Below are 21,641 nucleotides of genomic sequence, written 5' to 3'. Positions count from 1 at the left end.
CATCAATAGCGAGATTATACCCGATCACTTGGCACCTCTGGACTTAGCATCCAATTTCCGCAAATGGGCCAGTTTCTCGGCGATCTTGCCCTCCAGCCCGCGTGGCGTCGGCTGATAATACTGCCGTGGCGGCATGTCTTCAGGAAAATAGTTTTCGCCTGCGGCATAGGCCTCGGGCTCGTCATGGGCGTAACGATATTTGCGGCCGTAACCCAGTTCCTTCATCAGTTTGGTCGGCGCATTGCGCAGATGGATAGGGACTTCATAGGAACCGTGCTGTTTCACGTCAGCCATGGCAGTATTAAAGGCGACGTACACCGCATTACTCTTCGGCGCACAGGCCATGTAGACCACCGCCTGAGCGATCGCCAACTCACCTTCCGGACTACCGAGACGTTCCTGTACATCCCACGCCTCCAGCGCGAGCGTGAGTGCGCGTGGATCGGCATTGCCAATATCCTCACTCGCCATGCGCACCACGCGCCGTGCGATATACAGCGGATCACAGCCACCGTCGATCATGCGCACATACCAATACAACGCCGCATCGGGACTGGAACCGCGCACCGACTTATGCAGCGCGGAGATTTGATCGTAAAACGCCTCGCCGCCCTTGTCGAAACGCCGCAAGGCACCGCCACTCAAGATTTCATTGAGTAGTTCTTCGGTGATTTCTTCGCCATCTTCGGTAGGCACAGCGAGATCAGCGGCAATTTCCAGAAAATTCAAGGCGCGGCGCGCATCGCCATCTGCCATCTGAGCCAGACGATCACGTAATTCAGGTGCCATCTTCAGCGGTTTTCCGATCCCATGCTCAGTGCCTGACAATGCACGATCAATAATGCCTCGAATATCCTCGGGCTGCAGCGCGCGCAACACATAGACCCGCGCTCGGGAAAGTAACGCATTATTCAGCTCAAAAGACGGATTTTCCGTGGTCGCACCGATAAAAATAAAGGTGCCGTTTTCGACATAAGGCAAAAAGGCATCTTGCTGTGCTTTATTGAAACGATGCACTTCATCGACAAACAAGACCGTTGCGCGTCCCTCCGTCTCTCGCACGTGTTGCGCCTGCTCCACAGCGGCGCGGATATCCTTGACGCTGCCCAGCACCGCAGAAATAGCGATAAATTGAGCGTTGGCACGATTGGCAATCAAACGCGCAAGCGTCGTCTTGCCGGTTCCAGGTGGCCCCCAGAAAATCATGGAATGAAGTCTGTCGCTCTCGATCGCCTGCCGTAGCGGCTTGCCAGGACCTACGAGATGCTGCTGCCCGGCGTATTCATCCAACGTGCGCGGCCGCATCCGGTCAGCCAATGGCTTCCAGCCTGTGGCAGATGAATCACTGTGTTGCGGTTTCATCAATCACATCGACGCCCTTGGGCGCCGTGAATTTGAAGAGCTGAGGATCGAGCTTCGGATTGAGTTGTAGATTCTCAAAACTAAATACTGTCAACTGACCAAAACTATCGATCACTTCAAGGCGCTTGAAGGTCTCACCCTTAAATGCCAACGCGATGCGCTCGACATTGGCATCCTGCTTTTTAGGCGTCAGCTTAAACCAAGTCAACCCCTCGCGCTGACCGTTAGCTTCGACAGTAAACTGTTCACTCAATGCCGAGCTCGACGACAAGAGTGATGCCGGTGTGCTACCCAAGGTTTGATCCTGAGGCTTCACCGTAACCTGTTCCAGGTCTACGTCATAAAACCAGAGCTTGCGGCCATCAGCAACAATCTGCTGCACATACGGCGTTTGATAACTCCAACGAAACTTCCCCGGCCGCTGAATGGCCACCGAACCGTGCAATTCCTGTTGCAGCTGATGCCGCTGATCATAAACCGACTGCACAATATCGGCCTTGAGTCCGTTAAATGAGGAAAAAAAGCGCGCCACAGGCTCTGCTGCATCGGCGGCTATCACCGCACAAGAAACTACAGCCAATACCGCCGCCAGACACCACTGACGCAACCAGAACAATCCTTGCTCAAACACTGTATTCAACCTCTAGGTGGGGGTGGTGCCAACACTTCACGTGAACCGTTGGATTGCAGCGGCCCAACGATACCCGCTCGCTCCATGGTTTCAACTAAACGCGCGGCGCGGTTATAACCGACCTTCAAGCGCCGCTGCACGCCCGATACCGATGCCCGCCGTGATTCGGTGACGACTCGCACGGCTTGATCGTAAAGCGGATCATCTTCATCCGCCGCATTACCACCATCGATGACCGAAAGATCAGTAGAGTCCGAAGCATCCACGCCACTCAGAATATCTTCCTGATAGTCAGGCGCACCCTTCTGCTTCAGCATCTGCACCACTTTATGCACTTCGTGATCGGCAACAAAGGCACCGTGAATACGCATCGGCACACCCGTACCTGGTGGCAGGTACAGCATGTCACCATGACCTAACAGTGCCTCGGCGCCCATTTGATCGAGGATGGTGCGCGAATCCACCTTGGCAGACACCTGGAAGGCGACACGCGTCGGGATATTGGCCTTGATCAACCCGGTCAATACATCCACTGAAGGACGTTGCGTCGCCAGTAGCAGATGTATACCCGACGCACGCGCCTTTTGCGCCAGACGTGCAATCAATTCTTCAACCTTCTTACCCACCACCATCATCATGTCGGCCAATTCATCGATCACAACCACGATGTAAGGCAAGGGCACTAATGTCGGCCGCACTTCACCTTCTGCCAGCTCTTTAATTGTCGGATCAGGAATCGGCTCACCGGCGTCGATCGCATCCTTCACCTTGCGGTTATAACCGGCGATATTGCGCACGCCCAACGCTGCCATCAAGCGATAACGGCGATCCATTTCCACCACACACCAGCGCAAGGCATTGGCGGCCTCTTTCATGTCAGTGACCACAGGCGCTAACAGATGTGGAATACCATCATAAATCGACAGCTCCAACATCTTGGGATCGATCAAGATCAAACGCACCTCTTCGGCTGTCGCCTTGTAGAGCATGCTCAGGATCATGGCATTGATCGCCACCGATTTACCGGACCCCGTAGTACCCGCCACCAGCAAATGCGGCATCTTGCCCAGATCGGCGACGATGGGATGACCGCCAATATCTTTACCCATCACCAAGGTCAGCGGCGACGGCGAATCATCATATTGTTTGGATCGCACCAATTCACTCAAACGCACGATCTCGCGATGTTCATTCGGGATTTCCAGACCGACCACGGATTTGCCCGGAATCACTTCAACGATACGTACACTCACTGCCGACAGCGCGCGCGCCAAATCCTTGGCCAGATTGCTGATCTGACTGACCTTGACACCCGCGCCCGGCTGCAATTCAAAACGAGTGATGACGGGACCAGGATGCACTGCCACCACCTTAGCCTCAACACCGAAGTCATTGAGACGGGACTCGACTAGACGCGAGATGGCTTCCAGTGCCTCCGCCGGCATTGCTTTGCCGCTCGGCGTTGCCTCATCCAGCAACGAGATCGGCGGCAATTCCTGCTTCGAATAATCAGCGGCAAACAACGGTTGCTGCCTTTCTTTCTCGGCGCGAGGACTGACTTCAATTTTGGCAACTGCGGTTTCAATACGCGGCGCTGGGCGTGGCTCGACAATTTTCGGAGGTGGTGGTGCTGCACGCTCCATTATATTGGGCGAAGTGGCAACTATCGGCATCGCTGCCTTACGCGCTGCCAGATATTCCTGCAACTGGGCGTACCATTGCATTACTTGTTGCGCAAAACGCAACGCCAGTCGCCCCATCACGTCCGCCAGCCAAATCCAGGATAAATCCGTTGCCAGCGTTACACCCGCCAGAAACAGGGCCAACATAAATAATGTCGCCCCGGCAAAACTAAAACTGCCAGCCAAGGCATGGCCCACGACATCACCCAAAATACCGCCCGCATTCAGCGGCAAGCTGGTGGGTGAACCAAAGTGCAACGCCGCCAATCCGCATCCGGCAAGCACCGTCAACGCAAAACCCAAACTGCGCAACCCAAATTCCGGCGTATTCGGCGCATGTTCGAGTTTGCGGCCTTTAAACAACAACCAGCCGCTATATGCCACCATCAACGGGAAGAGATACGAAAAATAACCAAAGAGATAAAGAAAGACATCGGCAAACCACGCGCCCACCACGCCACCGGCGTTTTCGACGGGCCCCAACGTACCACTGCGTGACCAGCCCGGATCAGTCGTGTGATAACTGAGCAGCGAGACTGCAAGATAGATCGCCACTGCCCCGAAAATGAACAGCGCGCCTTCCCGTAATCCTCGCGTCAGTGTCCCTGAGCCTAAGATGGATCGATTCCTTTTTTGCGAAGCCTGTGCCAACTGCCTGTCAACTCCTACATCCACAACTCAACGATAACGCTAATCATTGCCGCCCCACTCGGCCCATTCTATCAAGAATATGCGAGGCGTCGATTGGGGATTCACACCTATAGACTTTTTCACCGCATCCCCTATCATTATCCCTATGATGCAGTTTTACCTGCTCCACAACAAGTATGGTAGTGGACCCCGGGCAAAACACAACCTATAGTGTGACAAGGAGTTGAGGAATCCAGCATGAGCAAAACTAAACATAGCCGCCTGTTGATTCTAGGGTCCGGACCTGCCGGCTATACCGCCGCCGTCTATGCGGCCCGCGCCAACCTCAATCCGGTCCTCGTCACCGGCATGCAGCAGGGCGGCCAGCTCACCACCACCACCGAGGTCGACAACTGGCCCGGCGATGCCGACGGTGTTCAAGGCCCGGAACTGATGGCCCGGATGCAAAAGCACGCCGAGCGCTTCAAGACCGAGATCATTTTCGACCATATCAACAGTGTTGATTTGAAACAACGTCCATTCACCCTCAAGGGCGATAATGGCAGCTACACCTGCGATGCCCTGATCATCGCCACCGGCGCCTCCGCCAAATACCTCGGCCTGCCCTCTGAAGAAGCCTTTATGGGACGTGGTGTTTCCGGCTGCGCCACCTGCGACGGCTTTTTCTACCGCAATCAACGCGTCGCCGTGATTGGCGGCGGCAATACTGCTGTCGAAGAAGCCATCTATCTCAGCAACATCGCGTCTCATGTCACCCTGGTTCATCGCCGCGACAAACTCAAGGCTGAAAAGATAATGATCGATCACCTGATGGATAAAGTGAAGTCAGGCAAGGTCAGTATTGAATGGAACACCGGCCTCGATGAAGTGCTGGGCGATAACAGCGGCGTCACCGGCATGCGTCTTAAGGATGTGAACACCGGCGCCACCAAAAATATCGGGGTCATGGGTGTTTTCATCGCCATCGGCCACAAGCCCAATACCGACATGTTCGAGGGCCAGCTGGAAATGAGCGGTGGCTATATCAAAGTTAAAACTGGCAGTAATGGCAATGCCACGGCTACCAGTGTCCCCGGCATCTTTGCGGCCGGCGACTGTGCGGACCATATCTACCGGCAGGCCGTCACATCGGCGGGCACGGGGTGTATGGCAGCGCTCGATGCGGAGCGCTATTTGGACAACCAAACATAGGGAGGAGTATTACGACATGACTTTCGAAAGGTTCTATTCCGATGTTTCAAACAGAGCAAGGGACTTAGTGATGATCGGTCGTGATGACAAACGTAACTTCATTCGAATGAACATCGATGCTCGCATCGTATTCAGTCGCATCAGCTCCAAGAGTGAACACAGTGCCAAAGCCAAAGACCTCAGCGCCACCGGTCTGCGATTCATCACCGATGCCGCCGTTGATATCGGCGAGCAACTGGACGTCGCAATCCACCCCGGCACCGACCTGACACCACCGCTGCTGGCCACCATGACCGTAGTACGCGTGTTTCGCGATGCTGACAGCAACAAATATGATGTCGCCGGATTGATTACCGAACGGCAAGCATAACTCGGCGTCCTGTTGCGCAAGGATGCGCGCCAACTTCCCTATCTTCGTTGCCGATGTTGTGACGGTTGTAGCTATATTCCCTTTATATATATGACCGCCCCCTACTGGCTCAATCCACGTGATGCGAGCTACGAATTCCCACCCGTGGAACTCGCGCTCAGCGAACCCAATGGCCTACTCGCCATCGGCGGCGATTTAAAACCTGAGCGCATCATCAAGGCCTATCAACACGGCATTTTCCCCTGGTTTTCAGAAGACCAACCCATTTTGTGGTGGTCTCCCAATCCACGCGCTGTTTTATTTCCAGAGCAACTGCGTGTTGCACGCAGCCTCCGCAAAACCATAAAAAAAGAAATCTACTCAATCACACTCGATCAGGCGTTCAACGATGTCATTCATGCCTGTGCTGCACCACGCAACGCAAACAACGGCACTTGGATTACCCCGCAAATGATTAATGCCTATTGCGAACTTCATCGCCGGGGACTGGCACATTCCGTTGAGGCTTGGCAGAATGGAAAGCTGGCCGGCGGACTCTATGGCATTGCCTTAGGAAAAGTATTCTTTGGCGAGTCGATGTTCAATCGGGCAACCGATGCTTCCAAGGTCGCCTTTGTCTATCTCGTCACACAATTACAACGCTGGGGCTTTCATGTGATCGACTGCCAAGTCACCACTTCACATCTCATCAGCCTCGGCGCAACAGAAATCGACCGTCAGCGTTTCGTGGAATTGCTCGCCTACGCCACCACACTGCCAGCAATCAGCGGCCATTGGAGATTTGACCCAGATCACCGTCCCCTCTCCGGCACATTGCGCCATGAATGACCAAAGCACCGATCTTTTCAACACACTGCGCTGTTACATTACCGTTGACTTCGACTGTAGCTATCTGCCGCCCAGACTCGCCCGCAACCTGCTGGTCGATCCGGCAGTGGCCATGAATACCACCCTGTTTGATGCCCTGCTCAATCATGGTTTTCGCCGCAGTGGCCGCCACGTCTACCGCCCACATTGCAACGGCTGCCAGGAATGCGTGCCCGCACGGGTAGCGAGTCACCGGTTTCTCCCCAATCGCAGCCAACTCCGCTGCCAGCGACGCAACCAGGATCTCACCCAACACCCAGCCGCCGCCGAATTCAATCCTGAACATTTCGCGCTTTATCGCCGTTACCTGGCACTGCGTCACGACGACAGCAGCATGAACAATCCCGCCGAGGAAGACTACCTCAACTTTCTGACCTGCCCCGGCGTTGAAACCGTATTTCACGAATTCCGACTCGGCAAACGACTCGTGGCCGTCGCCGTCACTGACTATGTCCCCAGCGGCCTGTCCGCCATCTATAGCTTCTATGAACCCACGCTCAATCAGCGTAGCCTCGGCTCCTACACCATCCTGTGGCAGCTACAGGAGGCGTTACGTCGAAAATTACCTTATATATATCTTGGATATTGGATCAAAGACTGCCGCAAAATGGCCTACAAAAATCAGTTTCAACCCTTGGAAATATTTCGACATGGAATGTGGCAGGAGACTTACCACCGCTAATACCTTTCTTAGTCAAAGGGGTATTTTCTAACAATTTCCTACAATTAGACGCAAGATTACTAGATTCTCGTGTTAATCCGCTGTAGAATACGTCCGCACAGTCCGATTGTGGGTTTTTCGCCACAGCGGCATTGTGGACTAACTCCAGTGATGATTATATTTGTTTAAGGATACACCTATGCGTAAATTTGCCGTTGTCGGTCTGACCCTGTTGTCCCTGTCGGTCATCGGTTGCTCCAAGAAGGAAGAAGCCGCTGCTCCTGCTCCTGCTGAAGAAGTCGCTGCTCCAGCTCCAGCTCCAGCCGCTGATCCAGCTGCTGCTGCCCCGATGGAAAGCATCGACGGCGCTGCCGCTCCTGCTGCTGACGCTGCTGCTCCAGCTGCTAAGTAAGACAGAGCAACTAAGCAACACACGTAGTACAGTTGAAAAGCTGGTCGAGAAATCGGTCAGCTTTTTCTTTATTGTGTTATGCACTCACAGCCACTTCACCGCCATCAGCAAAACATCCCTCCCACTGCAAGATACCATGACAGTTTCGGCAGATGTAACGTGCGCCATCCAGCACCCGTTTATGTCGCGTCGTCGATAACCAGTGTTGTTGCTTGATACATCTACAAGAATAGCGAAACCGTTTCTGCCGCCGCAGTAAAATGCCGGATAAATCAAATTGATGCCTGGACGCTGCCTTTTCAATGCCAAAGGCCACCATCACCTGTTTCCATTCGCGACCGTGAGGTTGTAGGCGCCGATGCGGATAAAGCAGATCAACAATATAATGCGCGACCTCATGCGGCACTGTTTCCGCCGCAAATGCATCGTAATCATTGGTTGCGATCAAGAGATTGTAATGAATACTTGCCTGAAAATAACGTCGCTGATAACGACCGGCGATAGCCCCCCTAAGATCGAAATGAATCGGGATAAAGTCAAAACGCTGTCCAAACAGGATACCCGCCCGGTCGATATAGTGGTGGGTACTGGCCACCAGCCGTTCCTGCACCTGCACAAATCCTCCATTCTGACTCACGATCAAGCACTTCCTCTTGACTTGAACTCCCCTGCCCAGGTTTTATGCTACGCGATCCCGGACACCGGCGGAACCCCGCCGCGCCAGGCATCTGGAGAAATGAGAGAACCTTTGCTCTAAAAGAAAAATTACGGCAAAATACGCGGGCTTGAACCAATCCACTTACTTATGGACCAAAGGAGACTTGCTGGCAGTATGGCAAAAGAAGAAGCAATTGAAATGGAAGGCACGGTCACCGATACCCTGCCCAACACCATGTTCCGCGTGCAGTTGGATAATGGGCACACCGTTACCGCCCACATCTCCGGCAAAATGCGCAAGAACTATATCCGCATCCTGACGGGGGACCGTGTTACCGTGCAGCTGACCCCCTATGACCTAACCAAGGGCCGTATTGTCTTTCGCGCCCGCTGAGAGAAATGCAGAACGACGAATTATTTCTCGTCGTCCTCTATCTCAAAGCTCAGCTCACCATCCTTGACGCCGATACGCACTTGGCCGCCTTCAGCCAGTCGGCCGAAGAGCAGCTCCTCAGCCAATGGCCGTTTGATGTGCTCCTTGATCACACGCGCCATAGGACGAGCCCCCATCGCAGGATCGAAGCCATGTTCGCCCAGCCAGGCGCGCGCCGCTGGCTCGATATCAATCGTGACGTTCTTGACGCCCAGCTGAGATTCAAGTTCGATGATGAATTTATCCACCACGCTGGCAATGGTACGGCTATCCAGTGCTTTGAACTGAATCACGCCATCCAAACGATTACGGAACTCCGGTGAGAACAGGCGTTTGATTGCTTCCATGCCATCCGTGCTGTGATCCTGGCTCGAAAAACCAATGGAACGACGACTGGTTTCGGAAGCGCCGGCATTGGTCGTCATTACAATGATGATATTGCGGAAGTCTGCCTGACGGCCATTGTTATCCGTCAAGGTGCCGTGATCCATTACTTGCAGCAGCAAGTTAAAGACATCCGGGTGCGCCTTCTCGATTTCATCGAGCAGCAATACCGCATGCGGCGTTTTGGTCACGGCTTCAGTCAACAAACCGCCTTGATCAAATCCGACATAGCCCGGCGGCGCCCCGATCAAACGCGATACCGTATGACGTTCCATGTATTCAGACATATCAAAACGAATCAGTTCGATGCCCATCACCTTCGCCAACTGGCGAGTGACTTCAGTCTTACCAACGCCAGTGGGGCCGGCAAACAGGAAAGAACCGATAGGTTTGTCTTCCTGACCCAAACCGGAACGCGATAACTTAATCGCCGTCGCCAGAGTATCAATCGCTTCATCCTGACCATACACCACCAACTTCAGATCACGCTCCAGCGTGCGCAGGCGTTCGCGATCCGAGTTGTGCACGGTCTTGGAAGGAATCCGCGCCATCTTGGCGATGATTTCTTCGACTTCGTGGACGCCAATCGTCTTCTTGCGTTTGGACACAGGTAATATGTGCTGTCTGGCACCCGCCTCGTCGATCACGTCAATCGCCTTGTCCGGCAAATGGCGATCTGTAATATAACGATCCGCCAATTCAACGGCAGCACGAATCGCTTGCCGCGTATAGCGCACAGCATGATGGCTTTCAAAGCGCGATTTGAGGCCCATGAGAATTTCCGTAGCTTCGTCCACGCTCGGCTCAGTCACGTCAATCTTTTGGAAACGACGCGCCAAGGCACGGTCTTTCTCAAAGATGCCGCGATATTCCTGGTAGGTGGTCGAGCCCATGCACTTCATTTCACCCGACGCCAGGGCTGGCTTGATCAGGTTGGAAGCATCCATCACCCCGCCTGACGCCGCACCGGCGCCAATGATGGTGTGAATTTCGTCAATGAACAGAATCGCACTCGGATCTTTTTTCAACTGCCCCAATACTGCCTTGAGCCGTTTTTCAAAATCGCCACGATACTTGGTCCCTGCCAGCAAAGCGCCCATGTCGAGTGAATAGACCGTGGCATTCTGCAATACCTCCGGCACATCACCTTCAATAATCCGCTTCGCCAAGCCTTCGGCCATTGCTGTTTTGCCGACACCGGCCTCGCCGACAAACAGGGGATTATTCTTACGGCGACGGCACAAGACTTGTACAGTACGCTCGATCTCATGGTCGCGACCAATCAGCGGATCGATCTTGCCCTGACGGGCGCGTTCATTGAGATTAGTAGCAAAACTTTCCAGCGGTGATTTGGCAGGCGCTTCACCCGTGCCGGCCTCTTCATCTTCCGAATGTGAGAAACCTTCGTTTTCTTCATCGCCCGAAACTTTGGAAATACCGTGCGAGATATAGTTCACGATATCCAGGCGCGTAATATTCTGGGTGCTCATGAAATAAACGGCTTGCGAATCCGGTTCGCCGAAAATCGCGACCAGCACGTTAGCGCCGGAGACTTCATCTTTACCTGCGCTTTGGACATGGAACACGGCCCGTTGCAGCACACGCTGAAAACCCAGGGTCGGCTGGGTCTCGCGGCTATCGCGATCCGTGATCACCGGGGTGGTTTCATCCAGGAAGCTGACCAGATCGACTTTCAGTTTGGATAAATCCGCGCCGCAGGCACGGAGTACAGCTGCCGCAGCGGGATTATCGAGCAGTGCCAGCAGCAGATGCTCAACGGTCATGAATTCATGGTGCTTGCCGCTGGCCTCGCGGAAAGCCTGATTCAGGGTAAATTCTAGTTCCTTGTTCAACATATCAAGCACCTCCGGCGACGATCGCCCGTCATTACTCCATTTGTCCTGACTACGCTTCTTCCATGGTGCACTTCAGCGGATGCTTGTTCTCACGGGAAAAATCATTGACTTGAGCCACTTTGGTCTCAGCAACATCCCGCGAGAATACTCCACAGACGCCCACCCCTCGGGTGTGCACGTGCAGCATAATCTGCGTAGCCTTTTCTCGATTCATCGAGAAAAACCTCTCCAGTACCTGGACGACGAACTCCATTGGCGTGTAATCGTCGTTTAACAACAATACCTTGTATAGCGGAGGACGCTTGAGCTTGGGCCGCGCTTCCTGTATCGCTAAACCGTCATCATGTTGTTGCTGTGTTTTACTCATGGCATCGAAAATTATACCAAATCCGCGCCATACTCAGCTTCCTTACTTTCCTTCGTACCACTTTATTTCCCGTTGCATCTTGCGTGGGAAATAGGCAGTTTTTCCCTTGCCCTTCCTTGGGTTTCACAGCAGAACACGCTTCCGATTCCCTGATCTGAAACGCTCTCGCATCCCCTTAATTAGTTAATCGGCAGTTTTCACACTTTCCTTTAACTTCACCTTTTTGATATCCCCTTAGAAACCATATGAATTTCAATCCCTTGACTAATCGGCGTTTTTGGTCAAAAGTTACTAGTTGAGTGGGGGAGTAAAAAGGATCATCTCTCCCCACCCCGGGGGGCCGGTTTCCGGCAGAGTGAGTCAGCATGCAGCCGCGAGGTTATGTAAGTATGGCGACAGGTACAGTGAAGTGGTTCAGTAATGCTAAGGGGTATGGCTTTATCGCTCCAGACGAAGGTGGTGATGATATTTTCGTCCACTTTTCTGCGATTGACATGGATGGTTACAAATCGCTACGCCAAGGTCAGAAGGTTCTGTTCGATTTGAATCAAGGACCGAAAGGTCTGTTGGCATCCGGCATCAGGGTTGCCAATGTACCTGACGCCAGACCCAGCAACTCCAACGAAGCTAATAGCTAAGCTCATCGCCGGTAGGCTCCTACACGCCGGTCGCCCAGGGAGGCAGGGCAACCGGCGAAGTTTTTAATTTTACATCTTGGCGATCAGCGCATCGCCAAAACCAGAGCAGCTCAGTTCTTTCGCGCCCGGCATCAATCGCGCCAGATCGTAAGTCACAGTACCGGCGGAGATTGCACCGCTTAATCCCTTGATGATCAGATCCGCGGCTTCAACCCAACCCATGTGACGCAACATCATTTCACCTGACAGAATAATCGAGCCTGGATTAACTTTATTCTGCCCCGCATATTTAGGTGCCGTACCGTGTGTCGCTTCGAACATGGCAACGGTGTCTGACAAATTGGCACCGGGCGCAATACCAATACCACCCACCTGTGCCGCCAATGCATCGGAGATGTAATCGCCATTCAAATTCAATGTCGCAATCACGCTGTATTCATCCGGACGCAGCAGGATTTGTTGCAGAAACGCATCGGCGATGACGTCTTTGACAATAATATCTTTGCCCGTTTTTGGATTCTTGAATTTGCACCACGGACCGGCATCGATTTCGATGGCGCCGAATTCCTTCTTCGCTAATTCATAGCCCCAAGTTTTGAAGCCACCTTCAGTGAACTTCATGATGTTGCCTTTATGCACCAACGTGACAGAATCGCGGTTGTTGTCGATGGCGTATTGAATTGCCTTGCGCACCAAACGCTGCGTGCCTTCGCTGGAAACGGGCTTGATGCCGATACCTGACGTTCCCGGGAACCGAATCTTCTTAACGCCCATTTCCTTTTGCAGGAAGTCGATCAGCTTCTTCGCTTCCGGCGTACCGGCAGCCCATTCGATGCCGGCATAGATGTCTTCGGAGTTTTCACGGAAGATCACCATGTCGGTCTTTTCCGGTTCTTTCAGCGGGCTGGGGGTGCCGTCGAAATAACGCACCGGGCGCAGACAGACATAAAGATCGAGTTCCTGACGCAGCGTGACATTCAGCGAACGGATACCGCCGCCGACGGGCGTGGTCAATGGCCCTTTGATGGAAACAACAAATTCTCTAACGGCATCCATGGTCTCAGCAGGCAGCCAAGTGTCTTTGTCGTAAACGTGGGTCGATTTTTCACCGGCATAAACTTCCATCCATGAGATCTTGCGCTTGCCGCCATAGGCCTTGGCCACGGCGGCGTCGATGACCTTGATCATGACCGGCGTGATATCGACCCCGATGCCGTCCCCTTCGATGTAGGGAATGATAGGATTGTTAGGCACCGTGAGCGCGCCATTGGCCGCGACTTTGATTTTTTCGCCATGGGTCGGTACTTTGATCTTTTGATAAGCCATGGAAACTCCAAGTTCAGTTGTGCAAAATTAGCCCATCATTCTACCACCCCTATCCCGCCCATGGCTAAGCTGATCCTGTTCAACAAACCCTTCGACGTGCTGACGCAATTCACCGACCAGGAAGGTCGGCGGACGCTGGCGGACTATATCAAGATGCCGGGTGTGTATGCAGCGGGGCGGCTCGACCGTGACAGCGAGGGCTTGTTGCTCATGACCGATGACGGCGCGATTCAGCATCGCATCACCCATCCACGCCAGAAGCTGGAAAAAACCTATTGGGCACAGATTGAAGGCATTCCGGATGAGACGGCGCTGGAACAGTTACGGCACGGTGTGACACTCAACGACGGCCCGACCCGTCCGGCCCAAGTGCGCCTGATCCCGGAACCGGCGATTTGGCCACGCGATCCGCCGATTCGCTATCGCACCAGCATCCCCACCGCCTGGATCGAGCTGATTATCAGCGAGGGCCGCAATCGTCAGGTGCGACGCATGACGGCGGCCGTCGGCCACCCCACCTTGCGCCTGATTCGCTATGCGATCGGTCCATTCACGCTAGAGGGACTGACTCCGGGTGAGTGGCGCGAGGAACCCTGCCCACCGGAGTGGTTGGCGCAGTCGACTCCGAAACGTGCTAAAGTTTCGTCCCATGGTTTGGAAACCCCGCGTCACCGTCGCCACCCTCGTCGCCGATAACGACCGCTATTTGCTGGTCGAAGAGGACGTTGGTCATCCCGAAACCGTCTTCAATCAACCGGCGGGGCATCTCGAAGCAGGTGAAAGCCTGATCGACGCCGCGATCCGTGAAACGCTGGAAGAAACCGGCTATCACTTCACACCCACCGCCGTGACCGGCATTTATCGCTGGATCAATCCGGAGACGGGTGACACCTACCTGCGCGTGTGTTTCACGGGCGATATCACCGGGCATGATCCGAATCGTGCGCTGGATCAAGGCATCGTCGCCCCGCATTGGCTCACACTTGCTGAGATCGAAAACCTTTCGCCACGTCTGCGGAGTCCGTTGGTACGACGATGCATCAATGACTATCAGGCCGGGCATCGTTATCCGCTGAGTTTGTTGGTGGATGTATCTCTCGAAGAATAACAATCAAATGTGATCCCGCTTGACACTCGCAAGTCGTCGCCTCTATGCTCCCGCCATGAACTGCTTTTACACCATCACTGATTCTTCTTTCCAACTGTGGCCATGGCGACGCTAACGCGCCCGTAGCTGCTCGTTTATAGATACCCAACTTTCATTCGGAACAACTTGCAGCCACGAATATTCGTGTGACTGCATGTATATTTTGCATCCGGAATTCGTGGCCGCGTTTAGGAGAGATAAAACGTGAGTCCAGCAAATAATTCACCCACACACATGATGAGCGGCCTGATGCTGGTCATCATCGCTGCCTTCTCCTACTCGGCCAAAGCGATACTGATCAAGCTGGCCTACGGTTACGGCGCCCAGATCACACCGTTGATGTTGATGACTTTGCGCATGGTGCTATCACTGCCTTTTTTCCTGGTCGCCATCGTGTTGCTTGAACGAAATCAGCAGACCCCGCTCACTCGGCAGGACATGATTCACCTTCTGGGACTGGGTGTGATCGGCTTTTATCTGGCGGCATATCTCGATTTTGTTGGTTTGAGTTATATCAGCGCCAGTCTGGAACGATTAATTCTGATGCTCTACCCAACGCTCGTGGTGCTGTTGTCGGCGATCTTTCTGCAGCGGCCGATTCGCACTCCGGAGGTTGTGGCGCTGGTCCTCAGTTATGGCGGCATCGTCATTGTATTTGCCAAGGAACTGATCCTGGCCGGTCCAGACGTAATCCTCGGCGCGGCCTTTATCTTCGGCAGCACCACCGCCTTTTCCATTTACCTGATCGGCAGTGGCGAGATGGTCAAACGCCTGGGTTCAACGCGCTTCACCGCCTATGCCATGACCATCGCCAGCATCGCCACCCTGCTTCATTTCGGACTCCGCTACGACCCGGTCATCCTGCACTTGCCCGCACCGGTCTATGGCCTGGCCCTAATCATGGCTGTGTTCTCCACCGTCATCCCCGCCTTTTTCATGAACGCCGGGATCGAACGCATCGGCGCTGGTCCCGCTGCCATCATCAGCGCCGTGGGGCCGGTGATAACCATTTTTCTCGCCTACCTGGTATTGGATGAGCAACTCACCTTCGTCCAGTTCCTCGGCGCCACCCTGGTCATCGCCGGAGCCTTGATCGTTAGCCGTGCCAAGGACACCAAACCTACGTAACCCAGCGTTTTTAGGTTAAAATACCGCCTCTTTGGCTACAGATTCAGGCGAAATGGTTCAACACAGCCCCCAGCGCGTCATTGTCGGCATGTCCGGCGGCGTCGACTCCTCGGTCGCGGCACTGTTGCTCAAGCAGCAGGGTTGCGCCGTGAGCGGGCTGTTCATGAAAAACTGGGAAGACTTTCCGGACGGCAAATGCCCCGCGGTACAGGATTCGCAGGACGTAATGGCCGTCTGCGACCAGCTCGGCATCGCGATGGACGGCATCAATTTCGCCAAGGAATATTGGGATCGCGTGTTTTCCTACTTTCTCGAAGAATACCGCCGCTATCGCACCCCAAACCCGGATGTGCTGTGCAACAAGGAAATCAAGTTCAAGGCCTTTCTCGATCACGCCCTGGCCCAAGGCGCGGACAAAATCGCCACCGGCCATTACGCCAAGGTTGAGTTTCGTGATGGCCGTTATCGCTTGTTGAAAGCCGCTGATCTGAATAAGGATCAAACGTATTTTCTCTATACCCTTGGCCAGCCACAATTGTCGCGCACCCTGTTTCCATTGGGTGATCTGACCAAACCCGAAGTACGCAAGATCGCCGCCGATGCCGGTTTTGTCAATCACGACAAAAAGGACAGCACCGGGATTTGCTTCATCGGTGAACTCGATTTTAAAAATTTTCTGAATCGTTATTTACCGGCGCAACGCGGCGAAATGCGCACACCCGAAGGCAAACTCGTCGGCCAACATGACGGTTTGATGTTTTATACCTTAGGCCAACGCCAAGGTTTGGGCATTGGTGGTCTGAAAGACACCAACGGCGAGCCGTGGTTTGTCGTTGGCAAAGATGTGGCGCGCAATGTATTGTTGGTAGCACAGGGCCACGATCATCCGCTGCTCTACTCCGACAGTCTGGAAGCCGGACAATTGCATTGGACCAGCGGCGAAACACCCGCAATGCCACTCCGCTGCGCCGCCAAGACACGCTATCGGCAAACCGATCAGGACTGCGTGGTCACAGCACTGGCGGATGGCCGGTGCCTGGTATCCTTCGACACGCCGCAACGTGCCGTCACACCGGGCCAATCCGTGGTCTTTTATCAGGGCGATGAATGTCTCGGCGGCGGGATTATCGAAACCACAGCGATCCAGACCACAACACTGCGCCAGGCGCATTCAGGATAAACACACCCGCATGGAACATTCATATCGCGATCAAGTCATGGCCTTTGCCGGTATCTGGCAGGCCGTTTCGCTGGTGAAACAAATCGCCTACAAAGGCAATGCCAACAGCCATGACTTTGAGGTTTGCATTAAAAGTCTGTTTGTCACCGACCCGAAAAACGTTGATGAAGTGTTTGGTTCTGCCAAAGGTGTTGAATCAGGCCTCAAGGTGATTCTCGAACAATTCGGCGATGCGACGACTTACCGCGATCTAGAGCTAACCAAATACGTCATTTCGCTGATGCATTTGGAGCGTAAGCTGACCAAAAATCAGGATCTGTTGCGCAAAGTCAGTAAGGGGTTAGACTTCGCCAAAAACCAGGCCGAGCATTTTACGCACACCCACGAAAACGTCATTGCCCGCCTCGGTGATTTATACAGCACCACCATCAGCACCATTCCGCCCAAGATTATTGTCATCGGCGAACAAGGACACCTGTCAAACTCAGACAACGCGGCCAAGGTGCGTGCGTTATTGCTGGCAGGAATTCGTTCAACCGTGCTGTGGCATCAGTGTGGCGGCCACCGATTAAAACTACTATTCAGTCGCCGCAAGTTACTGGATCAAACCAAAATCATACTCGAAGAAACTTATTAAATGGCAGGAGTCACCATGCACTTATCAGAACTTACCGCGATCTCCCCTATCGACGGCCGCTACGGTAACAAGACCGGCGACCTGCGCCCCATCTTCAGCGAATATGGTTTGATTCGCCACCGCGTGTTGGTGGAAGTACGCTGGTTACAATTACTGGCCGGGATCGATGCCCTCAAAGAAGTGCCCAAACTCAGCGGTCACACCATCAATTTGCTCAACGGCATCGTTGAAAACTTCAGCGTCGAAGACGCACAGCGCGTCAAAAACATTGAACGCACCACCAACCATGACGTAAAGGCCGTCGAATATTTCCTGAAAGAAAAAATCGCCGGCAACAAGGAACTGGAAGCCGTCAGCGAATTCATCCATTTCGCCTGCACCTCGGAAGACATCAACAATCTGGCTTATGGTTTAATGCTGCGCGAAGCACGCACCCAAGCCATCCTGCCGATGATGGATGACACCATCAACGCCATCAGCGATCTGGCGCAACGTTATGCCCATGTGCCGATGTTGTCGCGCACGCACGGTCAGCCCGCATCACCGACCACCGTCGGCAAGGAAATGGCCAATGTCGCCTTCCGACTGAAGCGTCAACGTGAACAAATGATCATGGTGCCGTTGCTCGGCAAGATCAACGGTGCCGTCGGCAATTACAATGCCCATCTCTCGGCCTATCCAGAACTGGACTGGATGACTATCAGTGAAGAGTTTGTGAACTCACTCGGCCTTGACTGGAATCCGTACACCACCCAAATCGAGCCGCACGATTACATCGCCGAACTCTTCAACGCCATCGCCCGTTTCAACACTGTGCTGATCGACTTCAATCGCGATATCTGGGGCTACATCTCGCTCGGTTATTTCAAACAAAAAACGGTTGCGGGTGAAATCGGTTCTTCAACCATGCCGCACAAGGTCAACCCGATCGATTTTGAAAACGCCGAAGGCAACCTCGGCCTCGCTAACGCCCTGTTCGAACACCTGGCCGCCAAACTGCCGATCTCACGCTGGCAGCGCGACCTCACCGATTCCACCGTCCTGCGTAACCTGGGCGTGGGTCTGGCGCATAGCGTGCTGGCCTATCAGTCGTGCCTCAAGGGCATCTCCAAGCTGGAGATCGAACCCAACCGCCTGGCCCAGGACCTCGACCACTGCTGGGAAGTGCTGGCCGAACCGATCCAGACCGTAATGCGCCGCTACGGTATTGAAAAGCCATACGAAAAGCTCAAGGAACTGACCCGTGGCAAGGGTATAGACCGCGACAGCCTGCGCGCCTTTATCAATACCCTGGCGATCCCAGAGGCCGAAAAGAAGCGCCTATTAGCCATGACCCCGGCCACTTATATAGGTAATGCCGACGCGCAGGCCAAGAACCTCTAAGGATGGGTAAGGGCGGATTTTAAACCCGCCCTTACAATGGGTCCAAAGCTGACCTTGAGACCCAAACAGGGAAAATCGCGAACTGTGACCCAGTTCGCAGAATTCACCCCCAGGCTATGGATAATACAATCCATGGGCTGAGACACTAGCGACTCCCCCGCATCCACCCCGACGCACTGTCGCTGACTCAGCCCAAGTACCAGACCGAATCACTCCCCCTAGGTGATTCGGTTTTTTTTATGCGCCTGGCAAAAAACGGCTAAAAGATTTGTCCGATTTTGTGACACAGCGCACACGGAACTGGCAACCAATGGCCGATAACTAATTCACGGGCGGAATGACAGTGGCTACCCCCGCATCTACCCCGACGCTCGCCACTGTCGCCCCCGGAATCTGTGACCGAACTATCTCCCCCAAGGTAGTTCGGTTTTTTTTGCCTATTCGCCATGAATGCGTACAATTAATTCAACGCGGCACAACAGGAGCGAACCGATGGCCCTCGATCTCAACCAACTCACGCTAGGCAGCTCAACAGACGTACTCCAAAGCACCAGCAGCGATGACGTTCGTGAAGCCATCACCACCCTCGCCGCCCAGGCCCAGCGTTCCCTCATTATCTTCAGCCACCAGCTGGATAATAAAATCTACAACCAGCAACCGTTCTGCGACGCGATCTTGAAGCTGGCCACCTCCAGCCGCTACGCCATGGTGCGCATCATCGTTCAAGACTCCATCCCCGTCGTCAAACAAGGCAGCCGCATAGTTGAATTGAGCCACCGCATCAGCAGTCGCCTGCAAATTCGCAAACCACCGATTGAATACAAAGACAACACCGAAGAATTCGTCATCGCCGACGACAGCGGCCTAGTACACCGCCGCCTGACAGACCGTTATGAAGGCGAAGTCTGCTTCCATGCTCCGCTCAAATGCAGGCAGTTACTCAAGTATTTTGATGATTGCTGGGAGAAAAGCAGGGCCGATCCAGAGTTGAGCAGGTTATTTTTGTGATTTTGGGCAAAAAGGATAAATATCGGAGCTAAATAAGCGTTAGCTAATTTGTAAAAATCCTGGCGGATAAGCCATAATCAAAAACAACAGAAACTAACCGGTGTTTGCTTATTCCTGGTTCAGCAAACACCGCAACGACGTAGCTATTCGTATTTTGAATTAGGATGCGCTAAAAATTGGTAATTGATTGATTTTAAATATGAGAGCAACTAAAGACTACGATTTAGAATGCGTGATGACGTATTGTAATACGTCTTGTAGGATGTCTACTTTAAGTTAGCCGGTAATCTTCGATATGGCATCTGAAAACATCAAGGGAGAAACAGAAGTCGCCGTATTCTTGCGCTTTCTGGCTGCTTCGCAGTTGTCTATTGACCCGACTAGCATTGAGAAGCGCTCTCCACCAGAGCCCGACATACTTTGCACGCATCAGTCAGAAGGAAAAATCGCATTTGAACTCGTCGAAATGTGCGATCCACGTATGGCAAAATCAATTGCCGTAGCAAATGATGGATATCTACGAACATCCGATCCTTCTGCCAGCATAATCTCCAAGAAACTGCGCAAGAAATACGCAACGGATGTTCCAATCGAGTTGTTGTGTTACACAGCGGGGCGTATCGTAACTCCTGACAATGTCATACTACCTACGATAAAACCTTATTTGAGGTCGTGGCGCCACACGTTCCGCCGAGCGTGGTTACTTGGGCACAAAGGAATCTATGTTGTTTGGAACTCTGGCTGACCATTCCGTCGAGCGAGCCCCTCACGTCAAACGTTTGCCATTATGATGGCCATCTACGGAGACCTACGAACCATGAAACCCTTACGCTTCATATTATTTCTCATCGCAGTATCGTCGTCGAACCTCGCAGACGCCCAATCATTGCTCAACAAAATGTTTGAGCTTGTAGTTGCAGGCGCGGAATGCAAACAAGACTTAAACAACTGGCTTAACTGCAACTACAAGGTTGGTCAAAATCTCAAGTTCTCTGTTAAAGATGCCGGCGGCAGCGACCAAGTAATTACCTTCAATCACTCGGATATCAATGACGACTACGCAGCCGTCATGTACTTTGGTTGCATAGTCGTTATCCCTGGTAAAGCAACAAAGAATCATGGGATAGATGACAATATCTATGTTTCACCAGAGAATGGGCGCGTGTATCGGACAAGACAAGAATGCCAAGCCGCAAAGTAGGCTCAACGCAGAAGCCTGCGCGAGTGGCGGCTAATCGGGTAAGCGCCGGTATTTCTCCGGCGCTCCCCACACCACCTAGCATGCGGGTCCGCACTAGGCGGTTGAAGCAGGATAATGAAAACGGACCCACTGATCTTTGATCGACACCAAGCCCTGTGCGGCCAACCAAGCGTTCGACATCGCCATTTGCGTGATCGGTGTGCGCGACATGGCGTACGGTCCTTTCGAACTTACGCCGGTTTTAATCGCTTCCTTCAGACTGACGCCCAGGTTGACCAGATGTTTGATTTTGGTGCGCGGCCACCGCCACTGTTTCCAGTAGCAGCAACGCATGCGCCGCCGTAACCATTCATCGAGTTCTGGGATCGGCCGGTAGTATTCCGATAGCGAAAAATAGTTCATCCAACCCGTGATGTATTGCCGAAGTTCGCGGTGGCGATAATTTAGGCTTACGCCCCACGAACGTCCG

Annotated in this window: 24 protein-coding genes; 16 read left to right on the top strand and 8 right to left on the bottom strand. The window is 53.4% G+C overall.

Going from position 1 to position 21,641, the window contains the following annotated elements:
- Positions 1-24: 24 nt before the first annotated feature.
- Genes HY272_02455 through HY272_02445 form a run of 3 tightly spaced genes read right to left on the bottom strand, consistent with a single transcriptional unit; the run spans position 25 to position 4,326 of the window.
- On the bottom strand, positions 25-1,362 hold the full coding sequence (locus tag HY272_02455) for a replication-associated recombination protein A (GenBank protein ID MBI3771552.1): 1,338 nt from the start codon (positions 1,360-1,362) through the stop codon (positions 25-27).
- On the bottom strand, positions 1,343-1,993 hold the full coding sequence (lolA, locus tag HY272_02450) for an outer membrane lipoprotein chaperone LolA (GenBank protein ID MBI3771551.1): 651 nt from the start codon (positions 1,991-1,993) through the stop codon (positions 1,343-1,345). The genes HY272_02455 and lolA overlap by 20 nt, the downstream gene beginning before the upstream one ends.
- Positions 1,994-1,998: 5 nt before the next feature.
- Positions 1,999-4,326 carry a DNA translocase FtsK 4TM domain-containing protein gene (locus HY272_02445; protein MBI3771550.1) on the bottom strand — a complete coding sequence of 776 codons (2,328 nt, stop codon included), beginning with the start codon at positions 4,324-4,326 and terminating at the stop codon, positions 1,999-2,001.
- 237 nt (positions 4,327-4,563) lie between these two features.
- Here HY272_02445 and trxB point away from each other — a divergent pair, with 237 nt between their 5' ends.
- The 5 genes from trxB (at position 4,564) to HY272_02420 (ending at position 7,827) form a co-directional block, all read left to right on the top strand.
- Positions 4,564-5,517: a thioredoxin-disulfide reductase gene (gene trxB / locus HY272_02440; protein ID MBI3771549.1), complete on the top strand. Its 954-nt coding sequence runs from the start codon at positions 4,564-4,566 to the stop codon at positions 5,515-5,517.
- A gap of 16 nt (positions 5,518-5,533) precedes the next feature.
- Positions 5,534-5,887 (top strand): PilZ domain-containing protein, encoded by a 354-nt coding sequence (locus HY272_02435; GenBank protein ID MBI3771548.1) that lies wholly within the window; start codon positions 5,534-5,536, stop codon positions 5,885-5,887.
- 90 nt (positions 5,888-5,977) lie between these two features.
- Positions 5,978-6,715: a leucyl/phenylalanyl-tRNA--protein transferase gene (locus HY272_02430; GenBank protein ID MBI3771547.1), complete on the top strand. Its 738-nt coding sequence runs from the start codon at positions 5,978-5,980 to the stop codon at positions 6,713-6,715.
- The gene (locus HY272_02425) at positions 6,708-7,436 is read left to right on the top strand and encodes an arginyltransferase (GenBank protein ID MBI3771546.1); all 729 of its coding nucleotides are present in this window, start codon (positions 6,708-6,710) and stop codon (positions 7,434-7,436) included. Before HY272_02430 ends, HY272_02425 begins: the two co-directional genes overlap by 8 nt.
- 178 nt (positions 7,437-7,614) lie before the next feature.
- Positions 7,615-7,827, top strand: a complete 213-nt coding sequence (locus HY272_02420; protein ID MBI3771545.1) for a hypothetical protein — start codon at positions 7,615-7,617, stop codon at positions 7,825-7,827.
- Between the two features lie 76 nt (positions 7,828-7,903).
- Here HY272_02420 and HY272_02415 read toward each other — a convergent pair whose 3' ends face one another.
- Positions 7,904-8,464: a SprT-like domain-containing protein gene (locus tag HY272_02415; protein MBI3771544.1), complete on the bottom strand. Its 561-nt coding sequence runs from the start codon at positions 8,462-8,464 to the stop codon at positions 7,904-7,906.
- Between the two features lie 195 nt (positions 8,465-8,659).
- Between HY272_02415 and infA the strand changes: the two genes are divergently transcribed.
- Positions 8,660-8,878, top strand: a complete 219-nt coding sequence (gene infA / locus HY272_02410) for a translation initiation factor IF-1 (GenBank protein MBI3771543.1) — start codon at positions 8,660-8,662, stop codon at positions 8,876-8,878.
- A 20-nt stretch (positions 8,879-8,898) separates the two neighbouring features.
- On the opposite strand, the gene clpA is transcribed toward infA, so the two are convergent.
- Positions 8,899-11,157, bottom strand: a complete 2,259-nt coding sequence (clpA, locus tag HY272_02405; protein MBI3771542.1) for an ATP-dependent Clp protease ATP-binding subunit ClpA — start codon at positions 11,155-11,157, stop codon at positions 8,899-8,901.
- A gap of 49 nt (positions 11,158-11,206) precedes the next feature.
- On the bottom strand, positions 11,207-11,524 hold the full coding sequence (gene clpS, locus HY272_02400) for an ATP-dependent Clp protease adapter ClpS (GenBank protein MBI3771541.1): 318 nt from the start codon (positions 11,522-11,524) through the stop codon (positions 11,207-11,209).
- A gap of 389 nt (positions 11,525-11,913) precedes the next feature.
- On the opposite strand from clpS, the gene HY272_02395 reads away from it, so the two are divergent.
- Complete coding sequence (locus HY272_02395) at positions 11,914-12,162, top strand: cold-shock protein (protein MBI3771540.1); 249 nt, start codon at positions 11,914-11,916, stop codon at positions 12,160-12,162.
- Positions 12,163-12,231: 69 nt separating this feature from the next.
- Here HY272_02395 and icd read toward each other — a convergent pair whose 3' ends face one another.
- Positions 12,232-13,488, bottom strand: a complete 1,257-nt coding sequence (gene icd / locus HY272_02390; GenBank protein ID MBI3771539.1) for an NADP-dependent isocitrate dehydrogenase — start codon at positions 13,486-13,488, stop codon at positions 12,232-12,234.
- Positions 13,489-13,548: 60 nt separating this feature from the next.
- Between icd and HY272_02385 the strand changes: the two genes are divergently transcribed.
- From HY272_02385 to HY272_02345, 9 genes are all read left to right on the top strand, one after another.
- A complete protein-coding gene (locus tag HY272_02385) occupies positions 13,549-14,184 on the top strand; it encodes a pseudouridine synthase (GenBank protein ID MBI3771538.1) in 636 nt (211 codons plus the stop codon).
- Positions 14,138-14,596 (top strand): NUDIX hydrolase, encoded by a 459-nt coding sequence (locus HY272_02380; protein ID MBI3771537.1) that lies wholly within the window; start codon positions 14,138-14,140, stop codon positions 14,594-14,596. Before HY272_02385 ends, HY272_02380 begins: the two co-directional genes overlap by 47 nt.
- Positions 14,597-14,869: 273 nt before the next feature.
- Positions 14,870-15,763 (top strand): DMT family transporter, encoded by an 894-nt coding sequence (locus HY272_02375; protein MBI3771536.1) that lies wholly within the window; start codon positions 14,870-14,872, stop codon positions 15,761-15,763.
- Positions 15,764-15,815: 52 nt separating this feature from the next.
- Positions 15,816-16,943 (top strand): tRNA 2-thiouridine(34) synthase MnmA, encoded by a 1,128-nt coding sequence (gene mnmA / locus HY272_02370; GenBank protein ID MBI3771535.1) that lies wholly within the window; start codon positions 15,816-15,818, stop codon positions 16,941-16,943.
- A 10-nt stretch (positions 16,944-16,953) separates the two neighbouring features.
- Positions 16,954-17,580: a high frequency lysogenization protein HflD gene (gene hflD, locus HY272_02365; GenBank protein ID MBI3771534.1), complete on the top strand. Its 627-nt coding sequence runs from the start codon at positions 16,954-16,956 to the stop codon at positions 17,578-17,580.
- A gap of 15 nt (positions 17,581-17,595) precedes the next feature.
- Positions 17,596-18,963 (top strand): adenylosuccinate lyase, encoded by a 1,368-nt coding sequence (purB, locus tag HY272_02360; GenBank protein ID MBI3771533.1) that lies wholly within the window; start codon positions 17,596-17,598, stop codon positions 18,961-18,963.
- Between the two features lie 492 nt (positions 18,964-19,455).
- Complete coding sequence (locus HY272_02355; GenBank protein MBI3771532.1) at positions 19,456-19,971, top strand: hypothetical protein; 516 nt, start codon at positions 19,456-19,458, stop codon at positions 19,969-19,971.
- A gap of 295 nt (positions 19,972-20,266) precedes the next feature.
- Positions 20,267-20,716 (top strand): hypothetical protein, encoded by a 450-nt coding sequence (locus HY272_02350; GenBank protein ID MBI3771531.1) that lies wholly within the window; start codon positions 20,267-20,269, stop codon positions 20,714-20,716.
- A 72-nt stretch (positions 20,717-20,788) separates the two neighbouring features.
- A complete protein-coding gene (locus HY272_02345) occupies positions 20,789-21,172 on the top strand; it encodes a hypothetical protein (protein MBI3771530.1) in 384 nt (127 codons plus the stop codon).
- 93 nt (positions 21,173-21,265) lie between these two features.
- Here the strand turns inward: HY272_02345 and HY272_02340 are convergent.
- Positions 21,266-21,641, bottom strand: a 376-nt coding sequence (locus tag HY272_02340) for a group II intron reverse transcriptase/maturase (GenBank protein MBI3771529.1), incomplete at its 5' end; no start/stop codon positions are given.

The organism is Gammaproteobacteria bacterium (genome assembly GCA_016200485.1).
GTDB lineage: Bacteria > Pseudomonadota > Gammaproteobacteria > Tenderiales > Tenderiaceae > JACQEP01.
Note: the sequence above shows the minus strand (reverse complement) of the source record. Positions and strands in the feature narration are given on the sequence as shown.

Bases quoted from the DNA above. Each gene is read 5' to 3' on its own strand.
- HY272_02455 (MBI3771552.1), bottom strand. From the start codon at position 1,362: ATGAAACCGCAACACAGTGATTCATCTGCCACAGGCTGGAAGCCATTG.
- trxB (MBI3771549.1), top strand. From the start codon at position 4,564: ATGAGCAAAACTAAACATAGCCGCCTGTTGATTCTAGGGTCCGGACCT.
- HY272_02435 (MBI3771548.1), top strand. From the start codon at position 5,534: ATGACTTTCGAAAGGTTCTATTCCGATGTTTCAAACAGAGCAAGGGAC.
- HY272_02430 (MBI3771547.1), top strand. From the start codon at position 5,978: ATGACCGCCCCCTACTGGCTCAATCCACGTGATGCGAGCTACGAATTC.
- HY272_02425 (MBI3771546.1), top strand. From the start codon at position 6,708: ATGAATGACCAAAGCACCGATCTTTTCAACACACTGCGCTGTTACATT.
- HY272_02420 (MBI3771545.1), top strand. From the start codon at position 7,615: ATGCGTAAATTTGCCGTTGTCGGTCTGACCCTGTTGTCCCTGTCGGTC.
- infA (MBI3771543.1), top strand. From the start codon at position 8,660: ATGGCAAAAGAAGAAGCAATTGAAATGGAAGGCACGGTCACCGATACC.
- clpA (MBI3771542.1), bottom strand. From the start codon at position 11,157: ATGTTGAACAAGGAACTAGAATTTACCCTGAATCAGGCTTTCCGCGAG.
- clpS (MBI3771541.1), bottom strand. From the start codon at position 11,524: ATGAGTAAAACACAGCAACAACATGATGACGGTTTAGCGATACAGGAA.
- HY272_02395 (MBI3771540.1), top strand. From the start codon at position 11,914: ATGGCGACAGGTACAGTGAAGTGGTTCAGTAATGCTAAGGGGTATGGC.
- icd (MBI3771539.1), bottom strand. From the start codon at position 13,488: ATGGCTTATCAAAAGATCAAAGTACCGACCCATGGCGAAAAAATCAAA.
- HY272_02385 (MBI3771538.1), top strand. From the start codon at position 13,549: ATGGCTAAGCTGATCCTGTTCAACAAACCCTTCGACGTGCTGACGCAA.
- HY272_02380 (MBI3771537.1), top strand. From the start codon at position 14,138: ATGGTTTGGAAACCCCGCGTCACCGTCGCCACCCTCGTCGCCGATAAC.
- HY272_02375 (MBI3771536.1), top strand. From the start codon at position 14,870: ATGATGAGCGGCCTGATGCTGGTCATCATCGCTGCCTTCTCCTACTCG.
- mnmA (MBI3771535.1), top strand. From the start codon at position 15,816: ATGGTTCAACACAGCCCCCAGCGCGTCATTGTCGGCATGTCCGGCGGC.
- hflD (MBI3771534.1), top strand. From the start codon at position 16,954: ATGGAACATTCATATCGCGATCAAGTCATGGCCTTTGCCGGTATCTGG.
- purB (MBI3771533.1), top strand. From the start codon at position 17,596: ATGCACTTATCAGAACTTACCGCGATCTCCCCTATCGACGGCCGCTAC.
- HY272_02355 (MBI3771532.1), top strand. From the start codon at position 19,456: ATGGCCCTCGATCTCAACCAACTCACGCTAGGCAGCTCAACAGACGTA.
- HY272_02350 (MBI3771531.1), top strand. From the start codon at position 20,267: ATGGCATCTGAAAACATCAAGGGAGAAACAGAAGTCGCCGTATTCTTG.
- HY272_02345 (MBI3771530.1), top strand. From the start codon at position 20,789: ATGAAACCCTTACGCTTCATATTATTTCTCATCGCAGTATCGTCGTCG.